Source organism: Agrobacterium sp. DE0009 (assembly GCF_007680755.1).
GTDB lineage: Bacteria > Pseudomonadota > Alphaproteobacteria > Rhizobiales > Rhizobiaceae > Agrobacterium > Agrobacterium tumefaciens_B.
Genome location: NZ_VEIU01000002.1, coordinates 469,035 through 494,324, shown reverse-complemented (window position 1 = coordinate 494,324; position 25,290 = coordinate 469,035). Strand labels below are relative to the sequence as shown.

Annotated in this window: 16 protein-coding genes; 14 read left to right on the top strand and 2 right to left on the bottom strand. The window is 59.8% G+C overall.

The annotated features are described in order from the left end of the window. Nucleotides 1-192 precede the first annotated feature (192 nt). From FS804_RS11715 to FS804_RS11700, 4 genes are all read left to right on the top strand, one after another. Nucleotides 193-1,269 carry an efflux RND transporter periplasmic adaptor subunit gene (locus FS804_RS11715; protein WP_144576718.1) on the top strand — a complete coding sequence of 359 codons (1,077 nt, stop codon included), beginning with the start codon at nt 193-195 and terminating at the stop codon, nt 1,267-1,269. Beyond that, nucleotides 1,269-2,354 (top strand): efflux RND transporter periplasmic adaptor subunit, encoded by a 1,086-nt coding sequence (locus FS804_RS11710; RefSeq protein WP_144576717.1) that lies wholly within the window; start codon nt 1,269-1,271, stop codon nt 2,352-2,354. Before FS804_RS11715 ends, FS804_RS11710 begins: the two co-directional genes overlap by 1 nt. Beyond that, complete coding sequence (locus FS804_RS11705) at nt 2,351-5,422, top strand: efflux RND transporter permease subunit (RefSeq protein ID WP_144576716.1); 3,072 nt, start codon at nt 2,351-2,353, stop codon at nt 5,420-5,422. Before FS804_RS11710 ends, FS804_RS11705 begins: the two co-directional genes overlap by 4 nt. Nucleotides 5,423-5,615: 193 nt before the next feature. Further along, the gene (locus tag FS804_RS11700) at nt 5,616-6,332 is read left to right on the top strand and encodes a FadR/GntR family transcriptional regulator (RefSeq protein ID WP_063950321.1); all 717 of its coding nucleotides are present in this window, start codon (nt 5,616-5,618) and stop codon (nt 6,330-6,332) included. Here FS804_RS11700 and FS804_RS11695 read toward each other — a convergent pair. Further along, on the bottom strand, nt 6,301-7,731 hold the full coding sequence (locus FS804_RS11695) for an aspartate ammonia-lyase (protein ID WP_236734441.1): 1,431 nt from the start codon (nt 7,729-7,731) through the stop codon (nt 6,301-6,303). The genes FS804_RS11700 and FS804_RS11695 overlap by 32 nt on opposite strands. 268 nt (nt 7,732-7,999) lie before the next feature. Between FS804_RS11695 and FS804_RS11690 the strand changes: the two genes are divergently transcribed. The 9 genes from FS804_RS11690 (at nt 8,000) to FS804_RS11655 (ending at nt 18,932) form a co-directional block, all read left to right on the top strand. Then, nucleotides 8,000-9,457 carry an amino acid permease gene (locus FS804_RS11690; protein ID WP_144576715.1) on the top strand — a complete coding sequence of 486 codons (1,458 nt, stop codon included), beginning with the start codon at nt 8,000-8,002 and terminating at the stop codon, nt 9,455-9,457. Continuing rightward, entirely contained in the window at nt 9,454-10,392 is a 939-nt protein-coding gene (locus FS804_RS11685) for an asparaginase (protein WP_144576714.1), read from the top strand. Before FS804_RS11690 ends, FS804_RS11685 begins: the two co-directional genes overlap by 4 nt. A gap of 330 nt (nt 10,393-10,722) precedes the next feature. Beyond that, nucleotides 10,723-10,812: a K(+)-transporting ATPase subunit F gene (gene kdpF / locus FS804_RS11680; protein WP_063950325.1), complete on the top strand. Its 90-nt coding sequence runs from the start codon at nt 10,723-10,725 to the stop codon at nt 10,810-10,812. Between the two features lie 33 nt (nt 10,813-10,845). Further along, nucleotides 10,846-12,549, top strand: coding sequence for a potassium-transporting ATPase subunit KdpA (gene kdpA, locus FS804_RS11675; RefSeq protein ID WP_144576713.1), 1,704 nt, complete (start codon nt 10,846-10,848; stop codon nt 12,547-12,549). A gap of 9 nt (nt 12,550-12,558) precedes the next feature. Then, nucleotides 12,559-12,720: a hypothetical protein gene (locus FS804_RS24950; RefSeq protein ID WP_186376772.1), complete on the top strand. Its 162-nt coding sequence runs from the start codon at nt 12,559-12,561 to the stop codon at nt 12,718-12,720. Between the two features lie 44 nt (nt 12,721-12,764). Continuing rightward, nucleotides 12,765-14,849, top strand: coding sequence for a potassium-transporting ATPase subunit KdpB (gene kdpB / locus FS804_RS11670; RefSeq protein ID WP_144576712.1), 2,085 nt, complete (start codon nt 12,765-12,767; stop codon nt 14,847-14,849). Between the two features lie 12 nt (nt 14,850-14,861). Then, the gene (gene kdpC / locus FS804_RS11665) at nt 14,862-15,428 is read left to right on the top strand and encodes a potassium-transporting ATPase subunit KdpC (RefSeq protein WP_144576711.1); all 567 of its coding nucleotides are present in this window, start codon (nt 14,862-14,864) and stop codon (nt 15,426-15,428) included. 54 nt (nt 15,429-15,482) lie between these two features. Beyond that, nucleotides 15,483-18,185 (top strand): sensor histidine kinase KdpD, encoded by a 2,703-nt coding sequence (locus FS804_RS11660; protein ID WP_144576710.1) that lies wholly within the window; start codon nt 15,483-15,485, stop codon nt 18,183-18,185. A gap of 57 nt (nt 18,186-18,242) precedes the next feature. Further along, nucleotides 18,243-18,932 (top strand): response regulator transcription factor, encoded by a 690-nt coding sequence (locus tag FS804_RS11655; RefSeq protein WP_144576709.1) that lies wholly within the window; start codon nt 18,243-18,245, stop codon nt 18,930-18,932. Between the two features lie 30 nt (nt 18,933-18,962). Here the strand turns inward: FS804_RS11655 and FS804_RS11650 are convergent, their stop codons facing one another. After that, nucleotides 18,963-20,015: a low specificity L-threonine aldolase gene (locus FS804_RS11650; protein WP_144576708.1), complete on the bottom strand. Its 1,053-nt coding sequence runs from the start codon at nt 20,013-20,015 to the stop codon at nt 18,963-18,965. 447 nt (nt 20,016-20,462) lie between these two features. Here FS804_RS11650 and gltB point away from each other — a divergent pair, with 447 nt between their 5' ends. After that, a complete protein-coding gene (gene gltB, locus FS804_RS11645) occupies nt 20,463-25,130 on the top strand; it encodes a glutamate synthase large subunit (protein WP_233282599.1) in 4,668 nt (1,555 codons plus the stop codon). Nucleotides 25,131-25,290: the final 160 nt, after the last annotated feature.

The window sequence follows — 25,290 nt, the reverse complement described above, 5'->3', positions numbered from 1 at the left end:
TTTGCCAAGCTGCTCATTCGACACCATTAAGGACGGGTGCTGACGCACTCGCGGGCGTGTGCGGGGCGAACAGGAGAGTCCTTCGGAGGTCCGGTTTGATGGTGTGCAGACAACCGATCTACGGTACAAGAATTTCATTGACTATTCGGTTAGTCAAATATTATAGGACGATGCGAAGATCAAGAGGTCACCATGAAAACCATTCTCATCGCGGCGGCGCTCGGCGGCATTTTCGCCCTCTCGGCCTGCAGCAACGAAGAGCCGCCTTCCAAAAAACCACTGCGCACGGTGGACGTGGTTGTGGCTGAAAAGAAGCCCGTGGATCGCGGTAGCCTTATCACGGGCGAAGTGAGGGCGCGGGTTCAGACGGATCTGTCTTTCCGGGTCAGTGGCAAGATAATCGAGCGCCTTGTGGATGTCGGTACCAGGGTCAAGACAGGGCAATTGCTGGCCCGTATCGATCCTGAAGAACAAAAGGCTGATCTCGACGTCGCGCTTGCCAACCTCCAATCTGCCGAGGCGCAGCAGACGCAGGCTAAATTGGCCTTCGATCGGCAACAAAGCCTCTTCAAGACGCAGGTGACATCGCGTTCGGCGGTGGACAAGGCCCAGGAAACTCTGCTCACGGCGCAGGGTGCCGTCAGATCTGCACAGGCGCAGTTGGATACGGCGCGGGATGCGCTGTCGTATACTGAGCTTCGAGCCGATGCAGACGGTGTGATTACGGCGCGCAACGTCGAAGTGGGTCAAGTGGCGCAGGCAGCCCAGCTCGTCTTCACGCTGGCGCATGACGGGCCGCGCGATGCGGTTTTCGATGTCTATGAATCCCTGTTCCTAGAGCGCGATATCAACAATCTCGTCGATGTCAGTCTTCTCTCGGATCCTGCCCGCACGATTGAGGCGCCGGTGCGGGAGATTTCGCCGACGATCGACCCCGACAATGGCACGATAAGGGTCAAGGTCGGGCTGAATGGTGACATGACAATGCCGCTCGGTGCTCCCGTCTCCGGTCATTTCCGCTTCAAACAGGTCGACGCGATCGAGCTGCCATGGTCTGCGATGACGTCGCAAGAGGGTTCTCCAGCCGTCTGGGTGGTCGATCCGCGGTCGCAGGAGGTTGATATGCGGCGTGTTGAGGTCGCCGATTACGAGACCGGCCAGTTTGTCGTCGCTGAGGGGCTTAATCCCGGCGATCTCGTCGTCACCGTTGGGACCAAGTTCCTCCGCGCTGGTGAAAAGGTCGCCTATGAAAAGGGGCAAGCACAATAATGTTCAGGATATACAAAAGCTTGTTGTTGGGAGCCGTGGTAATTGCCGTTTCCTCCTGCCAGGAACAGCAGGAAGCCGCCGCTGAGCCACCGCGTCCGGTACTTTCCGTCGTCGTGGAAGAGAAGCCAGCGGATGCGCTGCGGCTGACCGGTACGGTTGAACCGCGCATCCAGACAAATCTCGGTTTCCGTGTTCTGGGACGCATCATCGCCCGCAACGTCGATGTCGCCGATCTGGTCAAGAAAGGCGATGTCGTGGCCTCGATCGATCCGCTTGCCCTTGAGCTTGCGGTGAAGAGTGCTCAGTCCGATCTTTCCAATACGGAAGCGCAACTCGCCAATGCGGTCACGACAGAACAGCGCCAGCGCGTGCTGGCCGAAGCCCGAAGCGGCACGGAAGCGGCGTTGGAAGAAGCCGAACAGGCGACCCGCACTGCCAATGCCGCCGTCGCCAAGGCCCGGGCCAATCTCGATAAGGCCGAGGAACAGCTGGGTTATGCGCAATTACGTGCTGAATTCGACGGCGTGGTCACGGCAACGGCAGGTGAGATTGGCCAGGTCGTCTCCGCCGGTCAGACTGTCGTGACCATCGCCCGCCCGGAGGTGCGCGATGTGGTGGTCGACGTTCCACAATTTGCAGCCCAGCGACTGGAGATCGGCTCCGTCTTCGATATCGCCCTGCAACTTGATCCAAAAATTCGCACCACCGGTGTCGTGCGCGAAATTGCGCCGGAAGCCGAAACGGCGACAAGGACACGTCGCACGAAGATCAGCCTTCAGGATGCACCATCAGCCTTCCGCTTGGGCTCCGTGGTCACGGCCTCCGTCGTTGTTGCATCCGAACCCCGCATCATGCTGCCCTCATCGTCCCTTTTGAAAACCGACAACGGCTGGGGCGTCTGGATCGTCAATGTCGATACGGCGACAGTGACGTTCAGGCCCGTCACGATTGAGGGCGATCCCGCAGAGAGTGGAAGCGTGCGCGTCACCGGCGGCATCAAGCCGGGCGAGCGCGTCGCCAGCGCCGGTGTCCACAAACTCAAGGATGGACAGGCCATCAGGATCGATCAGGAGGTCCGTCAGTGAAGAAATTCAACCTTTCCGACTGGGCGCTCGAACACCGTTCGCTTGTCTGGTATTTCATGCTGGTCTTCGTTCTCGCCGGCGTTTTCTCCTACCTCAATCTAGGCCGCGAGGAAGATCCAAACTTCACCATCAAAACCATGGTGATCAGCGCGCAATGGCCCGGCGCTTCCGCGGAGGAGGTGGCCAAGCAGGTCACCGACAGAATCGAGAAGAAGCTCGAGGAACTCGACAATCTCGACTATGTGCGCAGCCAGACGATGGCCGGACGCACGACGATCTTTGTGGAGTTGGTGCCGGAAACCAAGGCGCGTAATGTCGAGCCGACCTGGGTGCGTGTTCGCAACATGATCGGCGACATCAAGGGTGAATTTCCCTCTGGCGTGGTCGGCCCGTTTTTCAACGACCGTTTCGGCGATGTCTATGGCAATATCTATGCCTTCACCAGCGACGGTCTCAGCCAGCGCCAATTGCGTGATCTGGTAGAGGATGCCCGTGCCAAGGTACTGACGGTCGACAATATCGGTAAGGTCGATGTCATTGGCGCGCAGGACGAGGCGATTTATCTGGAGTTTTCCACGCGGCAGATCGCGGCGCTCGGCATCGACCAGCAGTCGATCATCAACACGCTGCAATCCCAGAACGCGGTCACGCAATCCGGCTTCGTCAATGCCGGGCCAGAGCGTGTGGCGTTGCGGGTGAGCGGGCAATTCACCTCCGAGGAAAGCCTTCGCTCCATCAATCTGCGGGTCAACAACCGCTTCTTCCCGCTGACAGAAGTGGCGACGATCCGGCGTGGTTATGTCGACCCGCCATCCTCGCTGTTCCGCTTCAACGGCCAGCCGGCAATCGGCCTTGCTATCGGCATGAAGACCGGCGCGAACCTTCTCCATTTTGGGGAAGCGCTGGATGCGCAGATGAAGCGTGTCGTTTCGGATTTGCCTGTTGGTGTCGACGTGCACCGCGTGTCCGATCAGCCGGCCGTGGTCGATGAAGCGGTCTCCGGCTTCACCTCGGCGCTCTTTGAAGCCATCGCCATCGTCCTCGTCATCAGCTTTATCAGCCTTGGCCTCAGGGCCGGCATGGTGGTTGCCGTCTCCATTCCACTCGTGCTGGCCATTACCTTCGTCTACATGGAATACACGGGCATTTCGCTGCAACGTATTTCGCTTGGTGCACTCATCATCGCGCTTGGTCTGCTTGTTGATGACGCGATGATCGCCGTCGAGATGATGGTGGCGCGGCTGGAGGTCGGAGACGATCTCAGGAAAGCCGCAACCTACGTTTACACGTCGACCGCTTTTCCGATGCTGACGGGAACGCTGGTCACTGTCGCGGGCTTTATTCCCGTCGGCCTCAACAATAGCGCCGCGGGTGAATTCACCTTCACGCTGTTCGTGGTGATTGCCGTTTCGCTCATCGTGTCGTGGATCGTCGCGGTTCTCTTCACGCCGCTTCTCGGCGTGACAATCCTTCCGAAGACAATGAAATCCCACCATGAAAAGAAAGGTCGCTTCGCTTCTGCTTTTTCATGGCTTCTTGGCCGGGCGCTGCGCTGGCGCTGGGTCACGATCATCATGACCATTGCATTGTTTGGTCTTTCCATCGCGGGCATGAGTTTGGTCCAGCAGCAGTTCTTCCCCTCATCCGACCGCGTCGAACTGATCGTCGACTGGAACCTGCCGCAGAACAGTTCGATTGCGGAAACCAACCGCCAGATGGCGCAGTTCGAGCAGGACATGCTCGCCAACAATCCTGATGTCGACCATTGGACAACCTATGTCGGCGAAGGCGCCCCGCGCTTTATCTTGTCCTTCGACGTTCAGACCCCTGACGTGACCTTCGGTCAGACGGTGATTGTTACCAAGGGGTTGGATGTGCGCGACAAGGTCCGCGCGGACCTGCAGGAGTATCTCAACCGAACATTTGCCGGTACGGATGCCTTCGTGAAATTGCTTGATATCGGCCCCCCCGTCGGGAAACCGGTTCAATATCGGCTGAGCGGTCCTGATATTCAGAAGGTCCGCGAACTTGGCCAGCAATTGTCCGGCATCGTCGGAGACCACCAGTTGCTTTCCAACCTCGTGATGGATTGGAACGAGCCGACGCGTGTGGTGAAGGTGGATGTCATCCAGGACAAGGCCCGCCAGCTCGGCGTCTCGTCGGAAGATATCGCCAATGCTATGAACAGCATTGTCGAGGGCTCCACCGTCACCCAGGTCAGGGATGACATCTATCTCGTGAACGTCGTGGCGCGCGCGCAGCTGGCGGAGCGCGGTTCGATCGAGACGTTGCAGAACCTGCAACTGCCGGCGACAAATGGAAAGGCAGTACCACTCTCCGCAATTGCAAACTTCCGCTATGAGCTGGAGCAACCGACAATCTGGCGTCGTGACAGGATTCCGACCGTTACCGTCAAGGCAGCCATTATTGGCCCGACACAACCCGCCACGATCGTGGAACAGTTGAAGCCAAAGCTCGAAGCGTTCGAAAAGACACTTCCTGTCGGTTACAAGCTCGAAATCGGCGGCTCGGTGGAGTCCAGCGCGGATTCGCAGGCTCCGATCGTTGCCGTGGTGCCTTTGATGCTGTTTGCGATGGCGACAATCCTGATGGTTCAGCTTCAGAGCTTCAGCCGCCTGTTCCTCGTCTTCGCCGTCGCGCCCACGGCATTGATCGGCGTCGTGGTGGCGTTGCTCGTCTCCAATGCGCCGATGGGCTTCGTTGCCATTCTCGGGGTCCTGGCGTTGATCGGCATCCTCATTCGTAACTCGGTCATTCTGGTGGTGCAGATCGAGCATTTGAGGAGCGAGGGCGTCTCGGCATGGCATGCCGTCATCGAAGCGACCGAGCACCGCATGCGGCCAATTATGTTGACGGCGGCAGCGGCAACGCTTGCGCTCATTCCCATATCACGGGAAATCTTCTGGGGGCCGATGGCCTATGCGATGATGGGCGGCATTGTGGTGGGCACGGCGCTGACGCTGCTCTTCCTTCCGGCGCTCTATGTCGCGTGGTTCCGGATCCCGCGTGAAGATGAAAAACCGGAGGCATCTAAAGTCACGGCATAATTTCGCCTCTGGTTTGGGGGGCGGTGATGCCCCGGCGCTCGCCCCAACAAAAATATCAACCCTCGTTGTTCCGGCAGGCCGGATAATGATAGGAAGGTCGGCTTAGCAGCGAGAGCGGCAGCCGACCTTTCGCGTTTGGACGGTCTCGCTGGCGTAATGGTGCGGACATATCGAGAATGTGGAGGATGTTTATATGGGCGGATTGACGGATTGGCTTGCAGACGCGCAGCCGATCAACCGCAAGAACGCCGCAGAAGCGGTCTTCGAAGATATCCGTTCCGCCATCACGTCTGGCCAGCTTGGGGTCGGCACGCGCCTGCCCTCGGAAGCCCATCTCGCAACGCGCTATGGCGTCAGCCGTCCGATCATCCGTGAGGCATTGCGATCTCTCCAGACGCTGGGCCTGACGCAAACGCGCACCGGCAGCGGCACCTACGTCATGACGCTGGCGCCACCCTCGGAATTGAATTACGGCGCTTATTCCGCGCGCGATCTGATTGAAGCGCGCCCGTTCATCGAAGTCCCGGCCGCAGGTTGGGCTGCCTTGAGGCGCACGGATGCGCAATTGCAGGTCTTGCTCGATCTCTGTAGCCGCATGGAAACCGAGGAGAGGCCGCATCCCTGGGTGCTGCTGGACGGCCAGTTTCACTGTGCCATCGCGGAAGCCTCTGCCAACCGTCTCTTTGCGAAGGTGGTGTCGGATGCCCGCGAAGCCGTCGCCCAACAATCGGGAATGGTGAACCTGATGGCCGGTCGCCGCGTCGCTTCGAATTTCGAGCACCGCCGGATTGTCGAGGCAATCCGGCGGGGTTCAGCGCCCGAGGCGCGGGAGGCAATGGAACTCCACCTTGGTCAGGTGAAGCAGGTTGTGACCACCATCATTGGCGAAGATCGGCTTCGCCAGCCGTGACCAGCGTTGGCAGGTTGGCAAGGTGTCGCGGGCTCAGCGCCTGCTGCAACTGCGCCTCCGTGAGATAGCCACGCTCCAGAACTACCTGCGGCACGGTGCGACCACTCGCAAGGGCCTCCTTGGCGACATCGGTTGCCGCATAATAACCGATCAGCGGGTTGAGCGCCGTGGCGAGACCGATCGATTCCTCCACGCGCTGCGCCATGATTGCCGGATTGGCGACAATGCCGTCTACGCATTTTTCTGCCAGCGTACGGCAGGCGGCGCTGAGTTGGCTGATGCTCTGGGATAGCGCGCGCACCATGATGGGTTCAAAAGCGTTCAGTTGCAGCTGTCCCGCTTCCGCCGCCATCGTGATGGTGATGTCGTTGCCGATGACGGCATAGGCCACCTGGTTCACCACTTCGGGAATGACCGGATTGATCTTGCCCGGCATGATGCTGGAGCCCGCCTGGACGGAGGGCAGGGTGATTTCGCCAATCCCGGCGCGCGGGCCTGACGAAAGCAGGCGAAGGTCGTTGCAGGTTTTGGAGAGCTTGACCGCGACGCGTTTCAGCACGCCGGAAAGGTGCACGAAGGCGCCGGGGTCCTGGGTGGCTTCGATGAGGTCGGCAGCCGTCACCAGCGGCCGCCCGGTCAGTTCCGCCAGATGGCGGCAGGCAAGCTCGGCATAACCGCGCGGTGCGTTGAGCCCGGTACCGATGGCCGTAGCGCCAAGATTGATCTCGTGTAGAAGGGCTGCCGATTCGATGAGGCGTGCCTGATCCTCTCCCAGCATCACAACGAAGGTGCGGAATTCCTGACCGAGCGTCATCGGCACGGCGTCCTGCAATTGGGTGCGGCCGATCTTGATGAAGCCGGCAAATTCCTGCGCCTTGCGGTCGAACGCCTCCTTCAGCACGCCCATCGAGGCGGCGAGGTCGTCGATTGATTCGATCAGGCCGACATTGACGGCTGTCGGATAGGCATCGTTGGTGGACTGACTGAGATTGACGTGATCGTTTGGATGCAGATGAGTATAATCGCCCTTCTCGTGCCCAAGCAGTTCGAGTGCGCGGTTGGCGATGACCTCATTGGCGTTCATGTTGGTCGAGGTGCCGGCGCCGCCCTGGATTTCATCCACAACGAATTGCTCGTGAAGAGAACCCGCGCGAATTTCGCGGCAGGCTTCGGCGATCGCTTCCATGCGCTCCTTGTCCAGCAGGCCTAGTTCGTGATTTGCGCGTGCGGCCGCCTCCTTCACGTAGGCCAGTCCCCTGACGAGATAAGGATTGTGGCCAATGGTCACCCCGGTGATCTTGAAGTTTTCCACGGCACGCGCCGTGTGCACGCCCCAATAGACTTCTGCAGGAATTTCTTTCGACCCGAGCAAATCATGCTCCTTGCGCGTCACGCTCACAATGTCCTCCACCGGCTTAAGCGTTGCAAAATCTGTAAAGCTGTCATACAGATTAATCCACCATATTCCCAGGGCGGGGGAAGGTCAACATCGTCCGTCGCTCTTGACGAAAGCCATGACATGCAATTATGAGGTCAAAAATCTGTCATGCAGCTTTACTGATTGCACGCATTCGCTGGCCACATTTCCAGCATTGGGGACGACGCCAGTTCCACTTTGATTTCCGGCTTATTGCCGATTACAAGCATTTTATCGGGAGGATAAATCCATGCATTCTGGAAAAACGGCGCCCGCCGAACGTGAGGTCTTCGTTGAAGAGGACCTCGGTTACCATAAAGCCCTGAAGCCGCGCCAGATCCAGATGATCGCCATCGGCGGCGCCATCGGAACGGGCCTTTTTCTGGGCGCGGGTGGACGTCTCGCACAGGCCGGTCCGGCGCTGGTTTTCGTTTATGCGCTCTGCGGCTTTTTCGCGTTTCTGGTGCTGCGTGCGCTTGGCGAGCTTATCATGCACCGCCCGAGCTCCGGCTCCTTCGTGTCCTATGCACGCGAGTTCTACGGCGAGAAGATGGCCTTTGCGGCCGGCTGGATGTATTGGCTGAACTGGGCCATGACCTCGGTGGCCGATGTCACCGCCGTCGCGCTCTACATGAATTTCTTCAAGCAATACGTACCGTGGCTTGCGGGCATCGATCAGTGGGTATTCGCGATGACGGCGCTGGTCGTCGTGCTGGCGATGAACATGCTGTCGGTGAAGGTGTTCGGCGAACTGGAGTTCTGGTTCAGCCTTATCAAGGTCCTGGCGCTTGCCATCTTCCTCGTTGTCGGCGTTTATTTCGTCATTTTCGGTACGCCTATCGAGGGTCATGTCACCGGCTTCAGCCTCATCACGGACAATGGCGGCTTCTTCCCGAACGGTATTCTTCCTGCCTTCGTCATCATCCAGGGTGTGGTCTTTGCTTATGCCTCGATCGAGTTGATCGGTACGGCAGCAGGCGAAACCGAAGACCCGCGCAAGGTCATGCCGCGTGCGATCCGCGCCGTCGTCCTGCGCCTCGTCGTGTTTTACGTTGGCTCGGTGCTGTTGTTCACGCTGCTTCTGCCCTACACGGCCTACAAGGCCGGTGAGAGCCCGTTCGTGACCTTCTTCGGCTCCATCGGCGTGCAGGGCGCAGACGTCATCATGAACCTCGTTGTTCTGACTGCGGTTCTCTCCTCGCTCAATGCCGGGCTCTATTCCACCGGCCGCATCCTTCACTCCATGGCTGTCTCAGGCTCGGCCCCGGCAGCGCTGGCCAAGATGAACAAGAATGGCGTGCCCTATGGTGGCATCGCGGTGACCGCCGTCGTGACCGTGTTCGGCGTCGCGCTCAACGCCGTTGTTCCCTCTGCCGCGTTTGAAATCGCACTCAACCTGTCGGCGCTCGGCATTATCTGCGCCTGGGCCGTCATCGTGCTTTGCCAGCTCAAACTCTGGCAACTGTCGCAGCGTGGCGAGCTTGCGCGTCCGGATTTCCGCATGTTCGGCGCTCCCTATACCGGCATCCTCACGCTCATCTTCCTTTTTGGTGTTCTTGTGCTGATGGCGTTTGATTATCCTGTCGGCTCTTGGACCATTGCCTCGCTGATTGTCATCATTCCTGCACTGGTGATCGGCTGGTACCTCCTGCGTGATCGCATCCACCGTCTTGCAGGCGAACAGGCAGGCACAGGAGCGTCGCATTGATCGGGCAGGGATCAATTCCACTGGTGGCGGTGATCGCCACCGGTGGTACGATTGCGAGCAGGCGAGGCGCCGATGGCGCCAGCACGCCCAGCCTCTCCGGTGACGATCTGCTGGCGCTTGTGCCGCAGGTCAACGCCCGGCTGAAGCCGATCGATCTGATGGCAAAGGATTCCTCCAGCCTGACACTGACCGACATGCAGTGCATCAGCGATGCGGTCGGTGCCGAACTTGACGATCCCGCCGTGGCGGGGGTCGTCGTTCTGCATGGAACCGATGCCATGGAGGAAACGTCCCTGCTTGTGCATCTGCAACATGTCCTCACCAAGCCTGTCATCTTCACCGGCGCGCAGTTTACCGCAGACCATGATGAGGCCGACGGACCGGCGAACCTCGGCCGCGCCATAGAGATGGCGCTCGATGAACAGAACGCCACGAAGGGTGTGCTTCTTTCTTTTGGTGGTCGCTCGTTGCCGGCGTGGGGACTTTATAAGTTGAGCGCTGACGCTGCGGACGCCTTCCGCTCCGCCCGGCCGCTGGTTACCGATGGGGCGCTCCATCTTACCGCCTCCGTTGCCAGCCAACGCGTCGATATTGTCGCCATCCATCCCGGCTGCGAAGCCACCCACATCGATGCGAGCCTACAGGCCGGCGCAAAGGGCATCGTCCTCGCCGCCCTCGGTTCCGGCAACGCCAATCCGCATATTGCTGAAGCGGTGAAGCGCTGCGCAGATCGCGGTGTTCCGGTCGTGGTTTCTAGCCGTGTCCCTGAAGGCCTGCTGGTCGCGAGTTATGGCGGCGGCGGCGGCGGCCACGATCTCGTCGCGGCGGGTGCCGTGCATTCGTCCACGCTTCGTCCTGGCCAGGCCCGCATTCTGCTCGCGGCGTTGCTGGCAAGCGAAAGTGCGCCAGAGGACATTATTTCCGCTTTCGCGTGACCGCTCTTTCGTGAAGACGTGACCCGTTGCCCGCTCCGGCCGGCTTCGAAAATTCCTATAGGATTCCTATTTTATTCCCTTTGCGGCCGTCTCGAACCTTTATGCGGTTCGGGTGCATCTTCTGTGCGGGAAGGGATGGTGTTCCCTTTCCAGCCAGAAAGATTGAAAAGCGACGTCCCACATGACGGCGCTTTTCTTCCTGTCCGGCTCCTCGATTAAAAAGGAGTCCCATCGATGATGGATCTTGTTCTTGTCGGCGCAGCCACGGTGTTTTTCGCCATCTGCTTTGCCTATACGCGCGCCTGTGACCGGCTTTAGACGGAGGCTGCGATGACCCTCGATTATATCCTGAGCGGCGCCGTTACGGTCTTTATCGCCGCCTATCTCACCTACGCTCTCATTCGCCCCGAACGCTTCTGATCGGGAAGCGGCGGCTATTGAAAGTTAAATACCATGACCCTCAATGGATGGTTTCAGGTCCTGCTTTTCTGCGGGATCATCTTTGCGCTGGTGAAGCCGCTCGGCTTCTATATGGCGCGCGTCTTCAATGGCGAGCGGACCGTGCTGTCGCCGGTTCTCGTACCCGTCGAGCGCGGCCTTTATGCGCTTGCTGGAACAAGCGAGCGTGAGGAGCAGCACTGGACGACCTACGCCTTCTCCATGCTTCTCTTCAACCTTCTCGGTTTTGCCCTGCTTTATGCGCTAATGCGCTTTCAGGCGGTTCTACCCTATAATCCGCAGTCAATGCCGGCCGTGGGGCCGGAGCTGTCCTTTAACACGGCGGTCAGCTTTGTCACGAATACCAACTGGCAGAACTATGGTGGCGAAAGCACCATGTCCTACCTGACCCAGATGGCCGGTTTTACAGTGCAGAACTTCGTTTCCGCCGCAACCGGCATGGCAATCGCCATTGGTCTGATCCGCGCTTTTTCGCGGGCATCCGGCAAGGCGATCGGTAATTTCTGGGTGGATATGGTCCGCTCTACGCTTTATGTGCTGCTGCCGCTCTGCATCGTGCTGACGCTGGTTTATGTCTCGCTCGGCGTGCCGCAGACGCTTGGGCCTTACGTCACGGCGCAGACGCTGGAAGGCGCGCAGCAGACGATTGCCGTTGGCCCCGTGGCGTCGCAGTTGGCGATCAAGATGCTGGGCACCAATGGCGGCGGTTTCTTTAATGCCAATTCCGCGCATCCCTTCGAGAACCCGGACGCCATTTCCAACATGATCCAGATGGTGTCGATCTTCGCGATCGGCGCGGCCTTTACCAATGTCTTCGGTCGCATGGTCGGCAATCAGCGTCAGGGCTGGGCAATCCTCGCCGCCATGGGTGTGCTGTTCGTCGCCGGCGTTGCCGTCACCTATTGGGCGGAAGCGGCCGGAAACCCGCTGATGCACGGCTTCGGTCTTGTCGGCGGTAACATGGAGGGCAAGGAGGTCCGTTTCGGCGTGGCGCTCTCGTCGCTCTTTGCGGTGATTACCACGGCGGCATCATGTGGCGCGGTCAATGCCATGCATGGGAGCTTCACGGCGCTGGGTGGTCTTATCCCGCTTATCAATATGCAGCTGGGCGAAGTGATCGTCGGTGGCGTGGGCGCGGGTTTCTACGGCATTCTGCTCTTCATCGTCATTGCCATCTTCGTGGCGGGGCTAATGGTCGGACGGACGCCGGAATATCTGGGCAAGAAGATCGAGGCCAAGGAAATGAAGATGGCGGTTCTGGCCATTCTTTGCCTGCCGCTCGCCATGCTAATTTTTACGGCCATTGCCACCGTCCTGCCTTCGGCCGTGGCGTCGATAGGAACGGCGGGTCCGCACGGCTTTTCTGAAATCCTCTACGCCTATACGTCGGCGGCCGCCAATAATGGCTCGGCTTTCGGGGGGCTTAGCGGCAATACCAGCTGGTACAACATTACGCTTGGCTTTGGCATGTTGATGGGGCGCTTTCTGGTGATCATTCCAGCTCTGGCCATTGCCGGCTCACTGGTCGCCAAGAAGACGGTTCCGGCCTCGGCCGGCACCTTCCCCACGGATGGACCGCTCTTCGTTGGCCTGCTTGTTGGTACCATCCTGGTTGTCGGCGGCCTTACCTTCCTGCCGGCACTCGCGCTTGGCCCCGTTGCCGAACATCTGGTGATGGCGGCAGGCCAGCTGTTCTGAGGTGATGCCATGACTGACGACATGTCCCCACGTGACCGCGTCTCCGCTCGCAAAGGCGCTCCCGTTAAAGGGAACGCCACGCCGGGCGGCTGGTGCGCCTCCAATCTCATTCTTGCGATGATGGCGGCTCTGTTCGCCGCCGTTGTCGCGCTCGAAGTTATCACGGGCTGATCGACCCTCATCGATCGCCCTGTTTCAAACGCTGGAGCCTCTTCATGAGCCAGTCCAAACAAGCGAGCATTCTTGATTCTCGCATTCTCGTGCCGGCCATTGCCGACGCATTCAAAAAACTCAATCCGCGCACGCTTGCGCGTAATCCGGTCATGTTCGTGGTGGCGACGGTGTCGGTGCTGACGACGGTGCTATTCATCCGTGATCTCATCACCGGTGGCGCCAATCTCGGATTTTCGTTCCAGATCAACCTTTGGCTCTGGTTCACCGTGTTGTTTGCCAATTTCGCGGAAGCCGTTGCCGAAGGACGCGGCAAGGCGCAGGCGGATTCGCTGCGCCGGACGCGCACCGAAACCCAGGCGAAGCTGCTGAGCGGTGACGACCGCAGTCAATATAAGATGGTGGCCGGCACCAGTTTGAAGGTGAACGATGTCGTTCTCGTCGAGGCAGGCGATATCATTCCCTCCGACGGCGAGGTTATCGAAGGCGTCGCCTCCGTCAATGAGGCCGCCATCACGGGCGAATCCGCACCCGTCATCCGCGAATCCGGCGGCGATCGTTCAGCGGTTACCGGCGGCACGCAGGTGTTGTCGGACTGGATCCGCGTTCGCATCACTGCTGCTGCCGGCTCTACCTTCCTCGACCGGATGATTTCGCTGGTCGAAGGCGCCGAGCGCCAGAAGACACCGAACGAGATCGCGCTCAACATCCTGCTTGCGGGCATGACGCTGATCTTCGTTCTCGCCACCGCGACCATACCGAGTTTCGCGGCCTATGCCGGCGGTTCCATCCCGATCATCGTGCTGGTGGCACTGTTCGTGACACTCATCCCGACCACCATCGGTGCACTTCTCTCCGCCATCGGCATTGCCGGCATGGATAGGCTGGTGCGTTTCAACGTTCTCGCCATGTCCGGCCGTGCCGTCGAGGCGGCGGGTGACGTCGATACGCTGCTGCTCGATAAGACCGGCACCATCACGCTTGGCAACCGGCAGGCGACCGAATTCCGCCCCATCCCCGGCGTTTCCGAACAGGAGCTTGCCGATGCTGCGCAGCTCGCCTCGCTCGCCGACGAAACCCCGGAAGGTCGCTCCATCGTGGTGCTGGCCAAGGAAAAATACGGTATCCGTGCCCGTGACATGCAGAAGCTGCACGCCAGCTTCGTGCCCTTCACCGCCCAGACCCGCATGAGCGGCGTGGACTTCGAAGGTGCCTCTATTCGAAAGGGCGCGGTTGATGCGGTTCTTGCCTATGTCGATGGCGGCACTCTGCAACATGGCAATTCGGCGCTCGCCCTCAAAACCGAAACGGATGCCACGCGGGCAATCCGCGTGATAGCGGAAGATATCGCCAAGGCTGGCGGCACACCGCTTGCCGTGGTGCGCGACGGCAAGCTGCTCGGCGTCGTGCAACTGAAGGATATCGTCAAGGGTGGCATTCGCGAGCGTTTCGCGGAGCTTCGCCGCATGGGCATCCGCACGGTCATGATCACTGGCGACAATCCGATGACGGCTGCCGCCATCGCAGCGGAAGCCGGTGTCGACGATTTCCTCGCCCAGGCGACACCGGAAAACAAGCTGGACCTCATCCGCGAGGAACAGGCCAAGGGCAAGCTGGTGGCCATGTGCGGCGACGGCACGAACGATGCGCCGGCGCTGGCGCAGGCAGATGTCGGGGTTGCCATGAACACTGGCACGGTGGCGGCGCGTGAAGCGGGCAATATGGTCGATCTCGACAGCGATCCGACAAAGCTCATCGAGATCGTTGAAATCGGCAAGCAGTTGCTGATGACGCGCGGCGCTCTGACGACCTTCTCCATTGCCAACGATATCGCCAAATATTTCGCCATCATCCCGGCGATGTTTCTGGCGCTTTATCCGCAGCTTGGCGTGCTCAACGTGATGGGGCTTTCGACGCCGCAAAGCGCCATTCTGTCGGCCATCATCTTCAACGCGCTGATCATCATCGCGCTCATCCCGCTATCCTTGAAGGGTGTCAAATACCGTCCGATCGGCGCAGGCGCACTCCTGTCGCGCAATCTGGTCATCTACGGGCTTGGCGGCATCATCGTCCCCTTCATCGGCATCAAGCTCATCGACCTCGCCGTCACGGCGCTCGGTCTCGCCTGAGGAGTAAAGACAATGTTCAAGCAGCTTCGTCCCGCACTGGTGCTCATCCTCGCCACCACCGCCATCACCGGCCTGGCCTATCCTCTGGGCATGACGGGTCTCGCTCAGGCGATCTTCCCCTTTCAGGCAAATGGCAGCCTAATCGAAAAGAATGGTGCGGTTGTGGGTTCGCAATTGATCGGGCAGGCCTTTGCCAGTGAGAAATATTTCCATGGCAGGCCATCGGCTGCAGGTGATGGCTACAATGCCGCGTCTTCATCCGGCTCCAACCTCGGTCCGACGAGCGGCAAACTCATCGACAGGGTGAAGAAAGATTATGAGGCCGCAAAAGGCGAAAACCCGGCGGCCGAGGTTCCGGCCGATCTGGTGACGGCGTCGGGCAGCGGCCTTGATCCGCATGTTTCACCAGAGGCTGCCTATTTCCAGATTCCCCGGGTTGCAAAGGCCAGGGGCGTGGATGAGGCAGCCCTGCGGGCGATCGTCGAGCGTCATGTCGAAGGGCCGGAGCTTGGTTTCGTGGGAGAGCCCGTGGTGAATGTGCTCGCGCTGAATATGGAGCTTGACGCAGCCGGCTCATGAATTGAAATGGCTATGGCTTGTCCGCAAGCCATAGCCTCGACCACTGGTGGTTAAATGCCTGACGATATCAGCAATATCCCGAGCCGACCGTCGCCCGATGCGCTTCTGGAGAGCGCCAGGCGTGAGGCGCGAGGCCGGCTGAAGATTTTTCTGGGCGCAGCACCCGGCGTCGGCAAGACCTATGAGATGTTGATGTCCGGCCGGGCGAAGCTTGCGGACGGCGTCGACACGATCATCGGTGTCGTCGAAACCCACGGTCGTAAAGACACCGAGGCGCTGGTCGACGGGCTGTCCGTTGTTCCGCGCAGGCGTATTGAATATCGCGGACAGGTACTGGAGGAGATGGATCTGGATGCGATCCTTGCCCGCAGGCCCTCCCTTGTTCTGGTCGATGAACTGGCCCACACCAATGCGACTGGCAGCCGTCATCCAAAGCGCTACATGGATGTTCAGGAGATTCTGGCGCAGGGGATAGATGTCTACACAACGCTGAATATCCAGCATGTTGAAAGCCTGAACGACATCGTCGCGCAGATCACCCGCATCCGTGTTCGTGAAACCGTGCCCGACAGCATCATCGACCGGGCGGACGATGTCGAGATCATCGACATCACGCCTGACGATCTGATCAAGCGTTTGCAGGATGGCAAGGTCTATCTGCCGCGTACCGCGCGCAGGGCCATCGAAAATTATTTCTCACGCGGCAACCTGACGGCGTTGCGCGAACTGGCGCTGCGGCGCACCGCGCAGCGAGTGGATGAGCAATTGCTCAACCACATGCAGTCCCACGCCATCTCCGGCCCCTGGGCGGCGGGAGACAGGGTCCTCGTTTGCCTGGATCACGGCGGCAACGGCCCGGGGCTGGTGCGATATGCCCGAAGGCAGGCGGATCGCCTGCGGGCGCCGTGGACGGCTCTGCACCTCGATACGCCGCGCTCCCAGCAAATGTCTGACGCCGATAAGGATCGGTTGGCTTCCACCATGCGCCTTGCGCAGCAGCTTGGCGGCGAGACGGTGACGTTGCCGGCGCTTGATCTGACCCGCGAGATCCTGTCTTACGCCAATGCCAATAACTTCACTCACATCATCATCGGTCGCCCCCGAAAATCGTGGTGGCAGCGATTATTCCAGCGTTCGCTGACACATGATCTGATCGACCATGCGGGCGATATCAGCGTGCATGTGATTTCCGGCGATAAGTCCACAGAAAAGCCGGCGCAGGCCGCCAAGGCGGCATCGCCGCCATTGCACCGCTCGCTCTGGCCATATCTGACAAGTACGCTGTTCGTCGGTTTGGCAATTGTCGCAGGCATCGTTCTCGACCAGACGCTCGATGTGAGAAATCTGGCGCTGGTATTCCTTATGGCGGTGCTGGCGGCTGCCGTCCGCGGCGGCTTGGGACCCGCCATATACGCCTCCCTTCTCGGCGCTTTTTCCTTCAATTTCTTTTTTCTCGAACCGCGTTACACGCTCACCGTTCGCGATCCCGAAAGCGTGGTGGCGCTGCTGTTTTATTTCGGTGTGGCGCTGGTCGCCTCGAACCTCACCGCAGCGGTACAGCGACAGGCCGCCGCCGCGCGAGCGAGGGCCAGGACCACGGAAGACCTGTATCTGTTTTCAAAGAAGCTTTCGGTAACGGCCACGTTGGACGACGTCCTGTGGGCCGCAGCGTTCCAGATGGCCTCGATGCTGAGGGTGCGCATCATTCTGCTTCTGCCGGAAAACAACACGATCGCGGTCAAGGCCGGCTACCCGCCCGATGATACACTTGTCGATGCCGATATTGCCGCCGCGCAGTGGGCCTGGGAGCATAACAAGGCCGCGGGCCGTGGGGCTGACACACTGCCTGGCGCCAAACGGCTTTATCTCCCCTTGCGGACCGGCAGCGGTGCGGTCGGTGTGGTGGGGCTGGACGATGACCGCGTCGGACCGCTGCTGACGCCTGAGCAGCAACGGCTGTTTGATGCCTTGGCCGATCAGGCGGCACTCGCCATCGAGCGGATACAACTTGTGTCCGATGTCGATCGGGCAAGGTTAGCGGCGGAGACCGACCGGCTGCGCACCGCACTCCTGACCTCCATTTCCCACGACCTCAAAACGCCGCTCGCGGCAATCCTCGGCTCGGCCGGAACGCTGAAGGATTTCGCCGACGATATCCCGCCGGACGCGCGCGGGGAGCTACTCTCGACGATCATCGAAGAATCCGAGCGGCTCAACCGGTTCATCTCCAACCTTCTCGACATGACCCGGATCGGTTCCGGTGCGATGGAGCCGAATTTTGGTCTGCACTTTGTCGGCGATATGGTTGGCACCGCAATTTCCCGTGCGGCGAAAATTATCGTGAGGCATGAAATTGTTCTGGATATTCCCTCCGACTTGCCGATGCTGAAAGTCGATCCTGTGCTGTTCGAGCAGGTGCTGTTCAATCTTATCGACAATGCCGCCAAATATGCGCCCGAAAATACACAAATTGAAATCCGCAGCTGGCGGCAGGGGAAAACGATCTTCCTCGCTGTCGCCGATGCCGGACCGGGCATTCCGCCTGACGATCTGGAGCGGGTGTTTGACAGTTTTTACCGGGTACGGAAGACGGATCACGTGCAGGCGGGAACCGGGCTTGGCCTCTCCATCTGCAAGGGGTTTATCGAGGCCATGGGCGGCTCGATAAGGGCGGAAAACAGATCGGGTCGGGCGGGCGCTCAGTTTACGGTCAGTCTGCCGGTTCCTCCAGATGCCCCGATGATAGACCATGATTAAGGCGCGATTGCTGATAAGAAACGGTGATGCCGCATTCGGCCGCTGAAGGAGATCGGAATGACCAATTCCGCCGTTCGTATTTTGATCGTCGACGATGAACCGCCCATTCGCAAGCTATTGCGCGTGGGCCTGTCGAGCCAGGATTACGCGGTGAGCGAGGCGATGAATGCGAAGGTGGCCATGCAACTGGTGGAGCAGGACCAGCCCGATCTGATCGTTCTGGACCTCGGCCTGCCGGATATGTCGGGCCACGATCTCCTTGCGAAATGGCGTCGCGAGGGGCTTGCCCTGCCTGTCATCATTCTTTCCAGCCGCACGGACGAGGCGGGTATCGTCAGGGCACTGGAGCTTGGCGCCGATGACTATGTTTCCAAACCTTTTGGCATGAACGAACTCGTCGCCCGCATCCGGGTTGCCCTGCGTCATCGGTTGCAAAGCCAGGGGGAGAAGCCCGTGTTTCAGACCGGTGACCTCTCTGTCGATTTGGTGAGGCGCATTGTGAAGGTTGAGGGCCGGGAGGTGAAACTCTCGCCGAAGGAATATGACATCCTGCGGGTCCTCGTCCAGCACGCGGGCAAGGTCCTGACCCACCGATTTCTGCTTGAACATGTGTGGGACGAATTGACCGATGTGCAATATCTGCGGGTCTATGTCCGACAGCTACGCCAGAAGATCGAAAAAACTCCGGATCAGCCGCGCTATATCCTGACGGAAACCGGGGTCGGCTACCGGTTGCAGGAGGTTTGAGGGCGTCGCACAGCAACGCCCTCCTCTGTCTTAGACGGAGGCGCAGATGGACAGGAATTCGTCCACATCGGCTTCTGTCGTCGCAAAGCTCGTTACCATGCGTATCAGGACTTCGTCCTTGCTGACCTTTTCCGGCATGTCTCGCGGCTCCAGCCAGTCATAGAATTTCGCGCCTTTTTCAGTTGCGGCTTCAGCGGCTGCTTTCGGAAGAATGGCGAAAACCTCGTTGGCCTGGGTCGGCCAGGCGAGACGCGCGCTGTTCAGAGAGCCAAAGCCAGCGCGCAGCCGGTTGGCCATGGTGTTGGCGTGGCTTGCAAGACCGAGCCAGAGGTCGTCCTGCAGATAAGCTTCAAACTGCGCGGCGATGAAACGTGACTTCGAAAACAGCTGGGCCGTGCGTTTGCGCAGGAACGAGAAATCCCGCGCGAGCGAGGGATCGAAAAAGACGATTGCTTCCGCGCACCAGCAGCCATTCTTCGTGCCGCCAAAGGACAGCACGTCAACGCCGCGTTTCCAGGTCATTTCGGCCGGCGAGGTACCCAAAGCGGTAAGTGCATTGGCAAACCGCGCGCCATCCATGTGCAGCGGCAGGCCGTTTTCCTTGGCGATCTTGGAAATGGCGTCTATTTCGTCGAGCGTGTAGACGGTGCCCGCTTCGGTCGCCTGCGTCATGGTGATGGCGGCGGCGCGGCCGTGGTGAACGGCATCCTGCGGATATCGGGCAATGCGCTCGATCAGGTTTTCCGGCAACATCTTACCATTCGGCCCCTCAACAGCGACCATGCGCATGCCGGAAAAGAAATCCGGCGCGCCGCATTCATCCTCGATCACATGGGCTTCCGAATGGCAGAACGTCAGGCCGCCGGCGCGGGCGATGCTGGCAAGCGACAGAGAATTGGCCGCCGTACCGGTCGCGACAAAAAACACCGCAACCTCGCGTTCGAAGATTTCGTTGAAGCGCCTTTCGATCGAGAGATCGAGTTCGCTGGTGCCATAGGCGGCGGCAAAACGTGTCGATTCCCGAGACAGCCGCTCATTGACGGCCGGGTGGGCGCCAGCCCAATTATCTGAAGCAAAAAACATCTGCGAAGGCTTTCCGATGGCTGAGGGTCTGTGTCTGGACGTGTGAGGCTACGCTCAGAAAAAGTTCTATGACCTCTGACCGCGATTGGCAAATCCGGCAATGAAAGCAATGGCAAGAAGGTATTCCAGGTAACAATGTTTCACGCAATAGGTCAGTATCGAAACTTCGCTGAATGCCAGGGTGCCCGCTAATTGGATTCGGACACTTGCTAAAGGCGACCAATTCTGCCAAAATCACCGGGAATTGAGACAGTCTTGCTGTCCTAAATTTGATCCAGCCGGTCCAGATGGTTTTTGCGGTCAGCAAAATTCTTAAGGTGCCGGATCTTCGCATGAAACCGTGCAAGTGATTTTGCAGGAGGGACAAAAATGAAAATCGAGCAGCAGGCGGCAAGCGCCGCCGCAATCCTGACCAACGACTGTCCCTCCGTGGCCGCCGCTGCGCCCATGTCTGCGAAAGCGCGTTTCGCGGGTGGTTTGCCGGAAAAGCAGGGTCTTTACGATCCGGCCAACGAGCATGACGCCTGCGGCGTCGGCTTCGTTGCGCATATGAAGGGCCAGAAGTCGCACCAGATCGTCAAGGATGGCCTCTTCATCCTCGAAAACCTGACCCACCGCGGCGCTGTCGGCGCCGACCCGCTGATGGGCGATGGCGCGGGCATTCTGGTGCAGATCCCGGACCGTTTCTTCCGCGAAGAGATGGCGGGCCAAGGCGTGACCTTGCCGAAGGCAGGGGAATACGCCGTCGGTCACATCTTCATGCCGCGTGATCCCTCGCGCATCGAGCACTACAAGAAGGTGATTGTCGACGTGATCGGCGAAGAGGGGCAGCAGTTCCTCGGTTTCCGTGACGTACCGGTCGATAATTCCTCGCTGTCGAAGGCGCCCGATATTGCTGCCACCGAGCCGCACCATGTTCAGGTTTTCATCGGTGCTGGGCGCGACGCCGCGACCAATGCCGATTTCGAGCGCAAGCTGTTCCTGATCCGCAAGGTTCTGTCTAACCGCATCTATGACGAAGGCGGCGGCAAGGAAACGCAGGATTTCTATCCCGTTTCCCTCTCCTCCTCGACCATCGTCTACAAGGGCATGTTCCTCGCCTATCAGGTTGGCGCCTATTACAAGGACCTGGCCGATCCGCGTTTCGAATCGGCCGTGGCGCTCGTGCATCAGCGTTTCTCGACCAACACCTTTCCGTCCTGGAAGCTGGCGCACCCCTATCGCATGGTCGCCCATAATGGCGAAATCAACACGCTGCGCGGTAACGTCAATTGGATGGCGGCGCGTCAGGCTTCCGTTTCGTCCGAATTGTTCGGCGATGACATTTCCAAGCTCTGGCCGATTTCTTATGAAGGCCAGTCGGATACGGCCTGCTTCGATAACGCGCTCGAGTTCCTCGTGCGCGGCGGTTATTCCATGGCCCATGCCGTGATGATGCTGATCCCTGAAGCGTGGGCTGGCAACCAGTCCATGTCTGCCGAACGCAAGGCATTCTACGAATATCATGCAGCCCTGATGGAGCCGTGGGACGGTCCTGCTGCCGTTGCCTTTACCGACGGCAAGCAGATCGGCGCGACGCTCGACCGTAATGGCCTGCGCCCGGCGCGTTACCTCGTCACCGATGACGACCGTATCATCATGGCATCCGAGGCAGGCACCCTGCCGGTCCCGGAGGAGCGGATTGTCAAGAAGTGGCGTCTGCAGCCCGGCAAGATGCTGCTGATCGATATGGAAAAGGGTTCGATCGTTTCCGACGAGGAAGTGAAGCACGAGCTTGCCGCGAAGCATCCTTACCGCACCTGGCTCGACCGCACGCAGCTCATTCTTGAAGAGCTGAAGCCGGTTGAACCGCGCGCGTTGCGCCGCGACGTGTCGCTGCTCGACCGCCAGCAGGCCTTCGGTTACACCAGCGAAGATACGAAGCTTCTGATGTCGCCGATGGCGACGACGGGTCAGGAAGCCATTGGCTCCATGGGCACCGATACGCCGATTTCGGCCATGTCGGAAAAGTCGAAGCTGCTCTACACCTATTTCAAGCAGAACTTCGCCCAGGTGACGAACCCGCCGATCGATCCGATCCGCGAAGAGCTCGTCATGAGCCTCGTGTCCTTTATTGGTCCGCGGCCGAACATTCTCGACCACGAAGGTGCCGCCCGCGCTAAGCGTCTGGAAGTGCGCCAGCCGATTCTGACCAATGGCGACCTGGAAAAGATCCGCTCCATCGGCCACACGGAGGACCGCTTCGACACCAAGACGCTCGACTTCACCTATGATGTGGAGCGCGGTGCCGAGGGCATGCCTGAAATGCTCGAACGCCTGTGCGAGCGCGCGGAATCGGCTGTTCGCGGCGGTTACAACATCATCGTTCTCTCCGACCGTCAGCTTGGACCGGATCGCATTGCGATCCCGGCGCTGCTGGCGACGGCCGCCGTGCATCATCATCTGATCCGCAAGGGCCTGCGCACCTCGGTCGGTCTCGTCGTGGAAACCGGTGAGCCGCGCGAAGTCCACCATTTCTGCCTGCTTGCCGGTTATGGCGCGGAGGCGATCAACCCCTACCTCGCCTTCGATACGCTGCTCGACATGCACAAGCACGGCGCTTTCCCGAAGGAAGTCTCCGATGACGAAGTGGTCTATCGCTACATCAAGGCGGTGGGCAAAGGCATCCTCAAGGTCATGTCCAAAATGGGCATTTCCACCTACCAGTCCTATTGCGGCGCGCAAATCTTCGACGCCATCGGCCTCTCCTCGGAATTCGTCGAGAAGTATTTCTTCGGCACTGCGACCTCGATCGAGGGCGTTGGTCTGACGGAGATCGCCGAGGAAACCGTGGCGCGCCATACCGCAGCATTCGGCAAGGACCCGATCCTCGCGAACACGCTCGATATCGGCGGCGAATATGCTTATCGCATGCGCGGCGAAAGCCACGCCTGGACGCCGGATGCCGTCGCTTCGCTGCAGCACGCTGTGCGTGGCAACAGCCAGGATCGCTACCGCGAATTCGCCGCCATGGTGAATGAGACGGCGCTGCGCATGAACACCATCCGCGGCCTGTTCAACATCAAGTCGGCGGAAGCGCTCGGCCGCAAGCCGGTGTCCATTGATGAGGTCGAGCCTGCGGCTGACATCGTCAAGCGCTTCTCGACGGGCGCCATGTCCTTCGGCTCGATCAGCCGCGAGGCGCATACGACGCTTGCGATTGCCATGAACCAGATCGGCGGCAAGTCCAACACGGGCGAGGGCGGTGAAGAATCCGACCGCTATCTGCCGCTGCTCAATGGCAAGCCAAACCCGGAACGCTCGGCCATCAAGCAGATCGCGTCCGGTCGTTTCGGCGTGACGACGGAATATCTCGTCAACGCCGATATGCTGCAGATCAAGGTCGCGCAGGGTGCAAAGCCCGGCGAAGGCGGACAGCTGCCTGGCCACAAGGTGGATGCGACGGTTGCTAAGACCCGTCATTCCACCCCGGGCGTCGGCCTGATCTCGCCGCCGCCGCACCACGATATCTACTCGATCGAAGATCTGGCGCAGCTGATCTACGACCTCAAGAACGTCAATCCGGAAGCCGATGTTTCGGTTAAGCTGGTATCGGAAGTGGGCGTTGGAACGGTTGCGGCCGGCGTGGCCAAGGCCCGCGCCGATCATATCACCGTCTCCGGTTTCGATGGCGGTACCGGTGCATCGCCGCTGACGTCGCTTAAGCACGCGGGCTCTCCGTGGGAAATCGGCCTTGCCGAAACCCAGCAGACGCTGGTGCTGAACGGTCTTCGCTCGCGCGTTGCCCTGCAGGTGGATGGCGGTCTGAAGACCGGCCGCGACGTCATCATCGGCGCGCTGCTCGGTGCGGATGAATTCGGTTTTGCCACCGCGCCGCTGATTGCGGCGGGCTGCATCATGATGCGCAAATGCCACCTCAATACGTGCCCAGTGGGCGTCGCTACTCAGGACCCGGTCCTGCGCAAGCGCTTCAAGGGCACGCCGGAACACGTCATCAACTACTTCTTCTTCGTGGCCGAAGAAGTGCGCGAAATCCTTGCTTCGCTTGGCGTAACCAAGCTGGACGAGATCATCGGCGCTTCCGAACTGCTTGAGAAGGATGAGATGCTGGCGCACTGGAAGGCTAAGGGGCTGGATTTCAGCCGCATCTTCCACAAGGTCGAGGCTCCGAAGGAAGCGACCTTCTGGACCGAACGCCAGAAGCACCCGATCGACGACATTCTCGACCGCAAGCTGATCGAGAAGTCGCAGCCGTCGCTGGAAAACCGCGAACCCGTGGTCTTCGAAGTACCTATCAAGAACGTAGACCGGTCGGCCGGCGCCATGCTGTCGGGTGCGCTGGCGAAGCGCTGGGGCCATAAGGGTCTGAAGGACGACACGATCCACGTGACGTTGCGCGGCACGGCGGGTCAGTCCTTCGGCGCGTTTCTTGCCCGCGGCATCACCTTCGATCTCGTGGGGGATGGCAACGACTATGTCGGCAAAGGTCTGTCGGGTGGTCGCATTATCGTGCGCCCACCGGAAAATACCCGGATCGTCGCGGAAAACTCGATCATCGTTGGCAACACGGTTCTCTATGGTGCGATTACCGGCGAGTGCTATTTCCGTGGCGTGGCAGGCGAGCGCTTCGCCGTGCGTAACTCCGGTGCGGTCGCTGTTGTCGAAGGCGTGGGCGACCACGGCTGCGAATATATGACTGGCGGTATAGTGGTGGTTCTCGGGGAAACGGGCCGTAACTTCGCGGCCGGCATGTCCGGTGGCGTGGCTTATGTTCTCGATGAAAAGGGCGACTTTGCCACTCGTTGCAACATGGCCATGGTCGAGCTGGAGCCGGTTCCGGAAGAAGACGACATGCTGGAAAAGCTGCATCATCACGGCGGCGATCTCATGCACAAGGGACGCGTTGACGTCTCCGAGGACATGACGCGTCACGACGAGGAGCGCCTTTACCAGCTGATCTCCAACCACTTCCATTACACGAATTCGTCGCGTGCCAAGGATATACTGGATCGCTGGAGCGAGTTCCGTCCGAAATTCCGCAAGGTCATGCCGGTTGAATACCGTCGTGCGCTTGAGGAAATGGAGCGCATGCGCATGGGCGTGGCGGCGGAGTAAGCCGCCACGTGAGGACACTACACCAGCTGGTCTCGCGGTCGCCGTTCCCACGGCGATCTAATGCTCGAGCGGCGAGACCGGATTTGAGTTCATCGTGCTGGGGGCGGCTTTAGGTTTCGCCACCTGGTACTGGGGCCCGACAGGCGCTCCGCTTTGATGT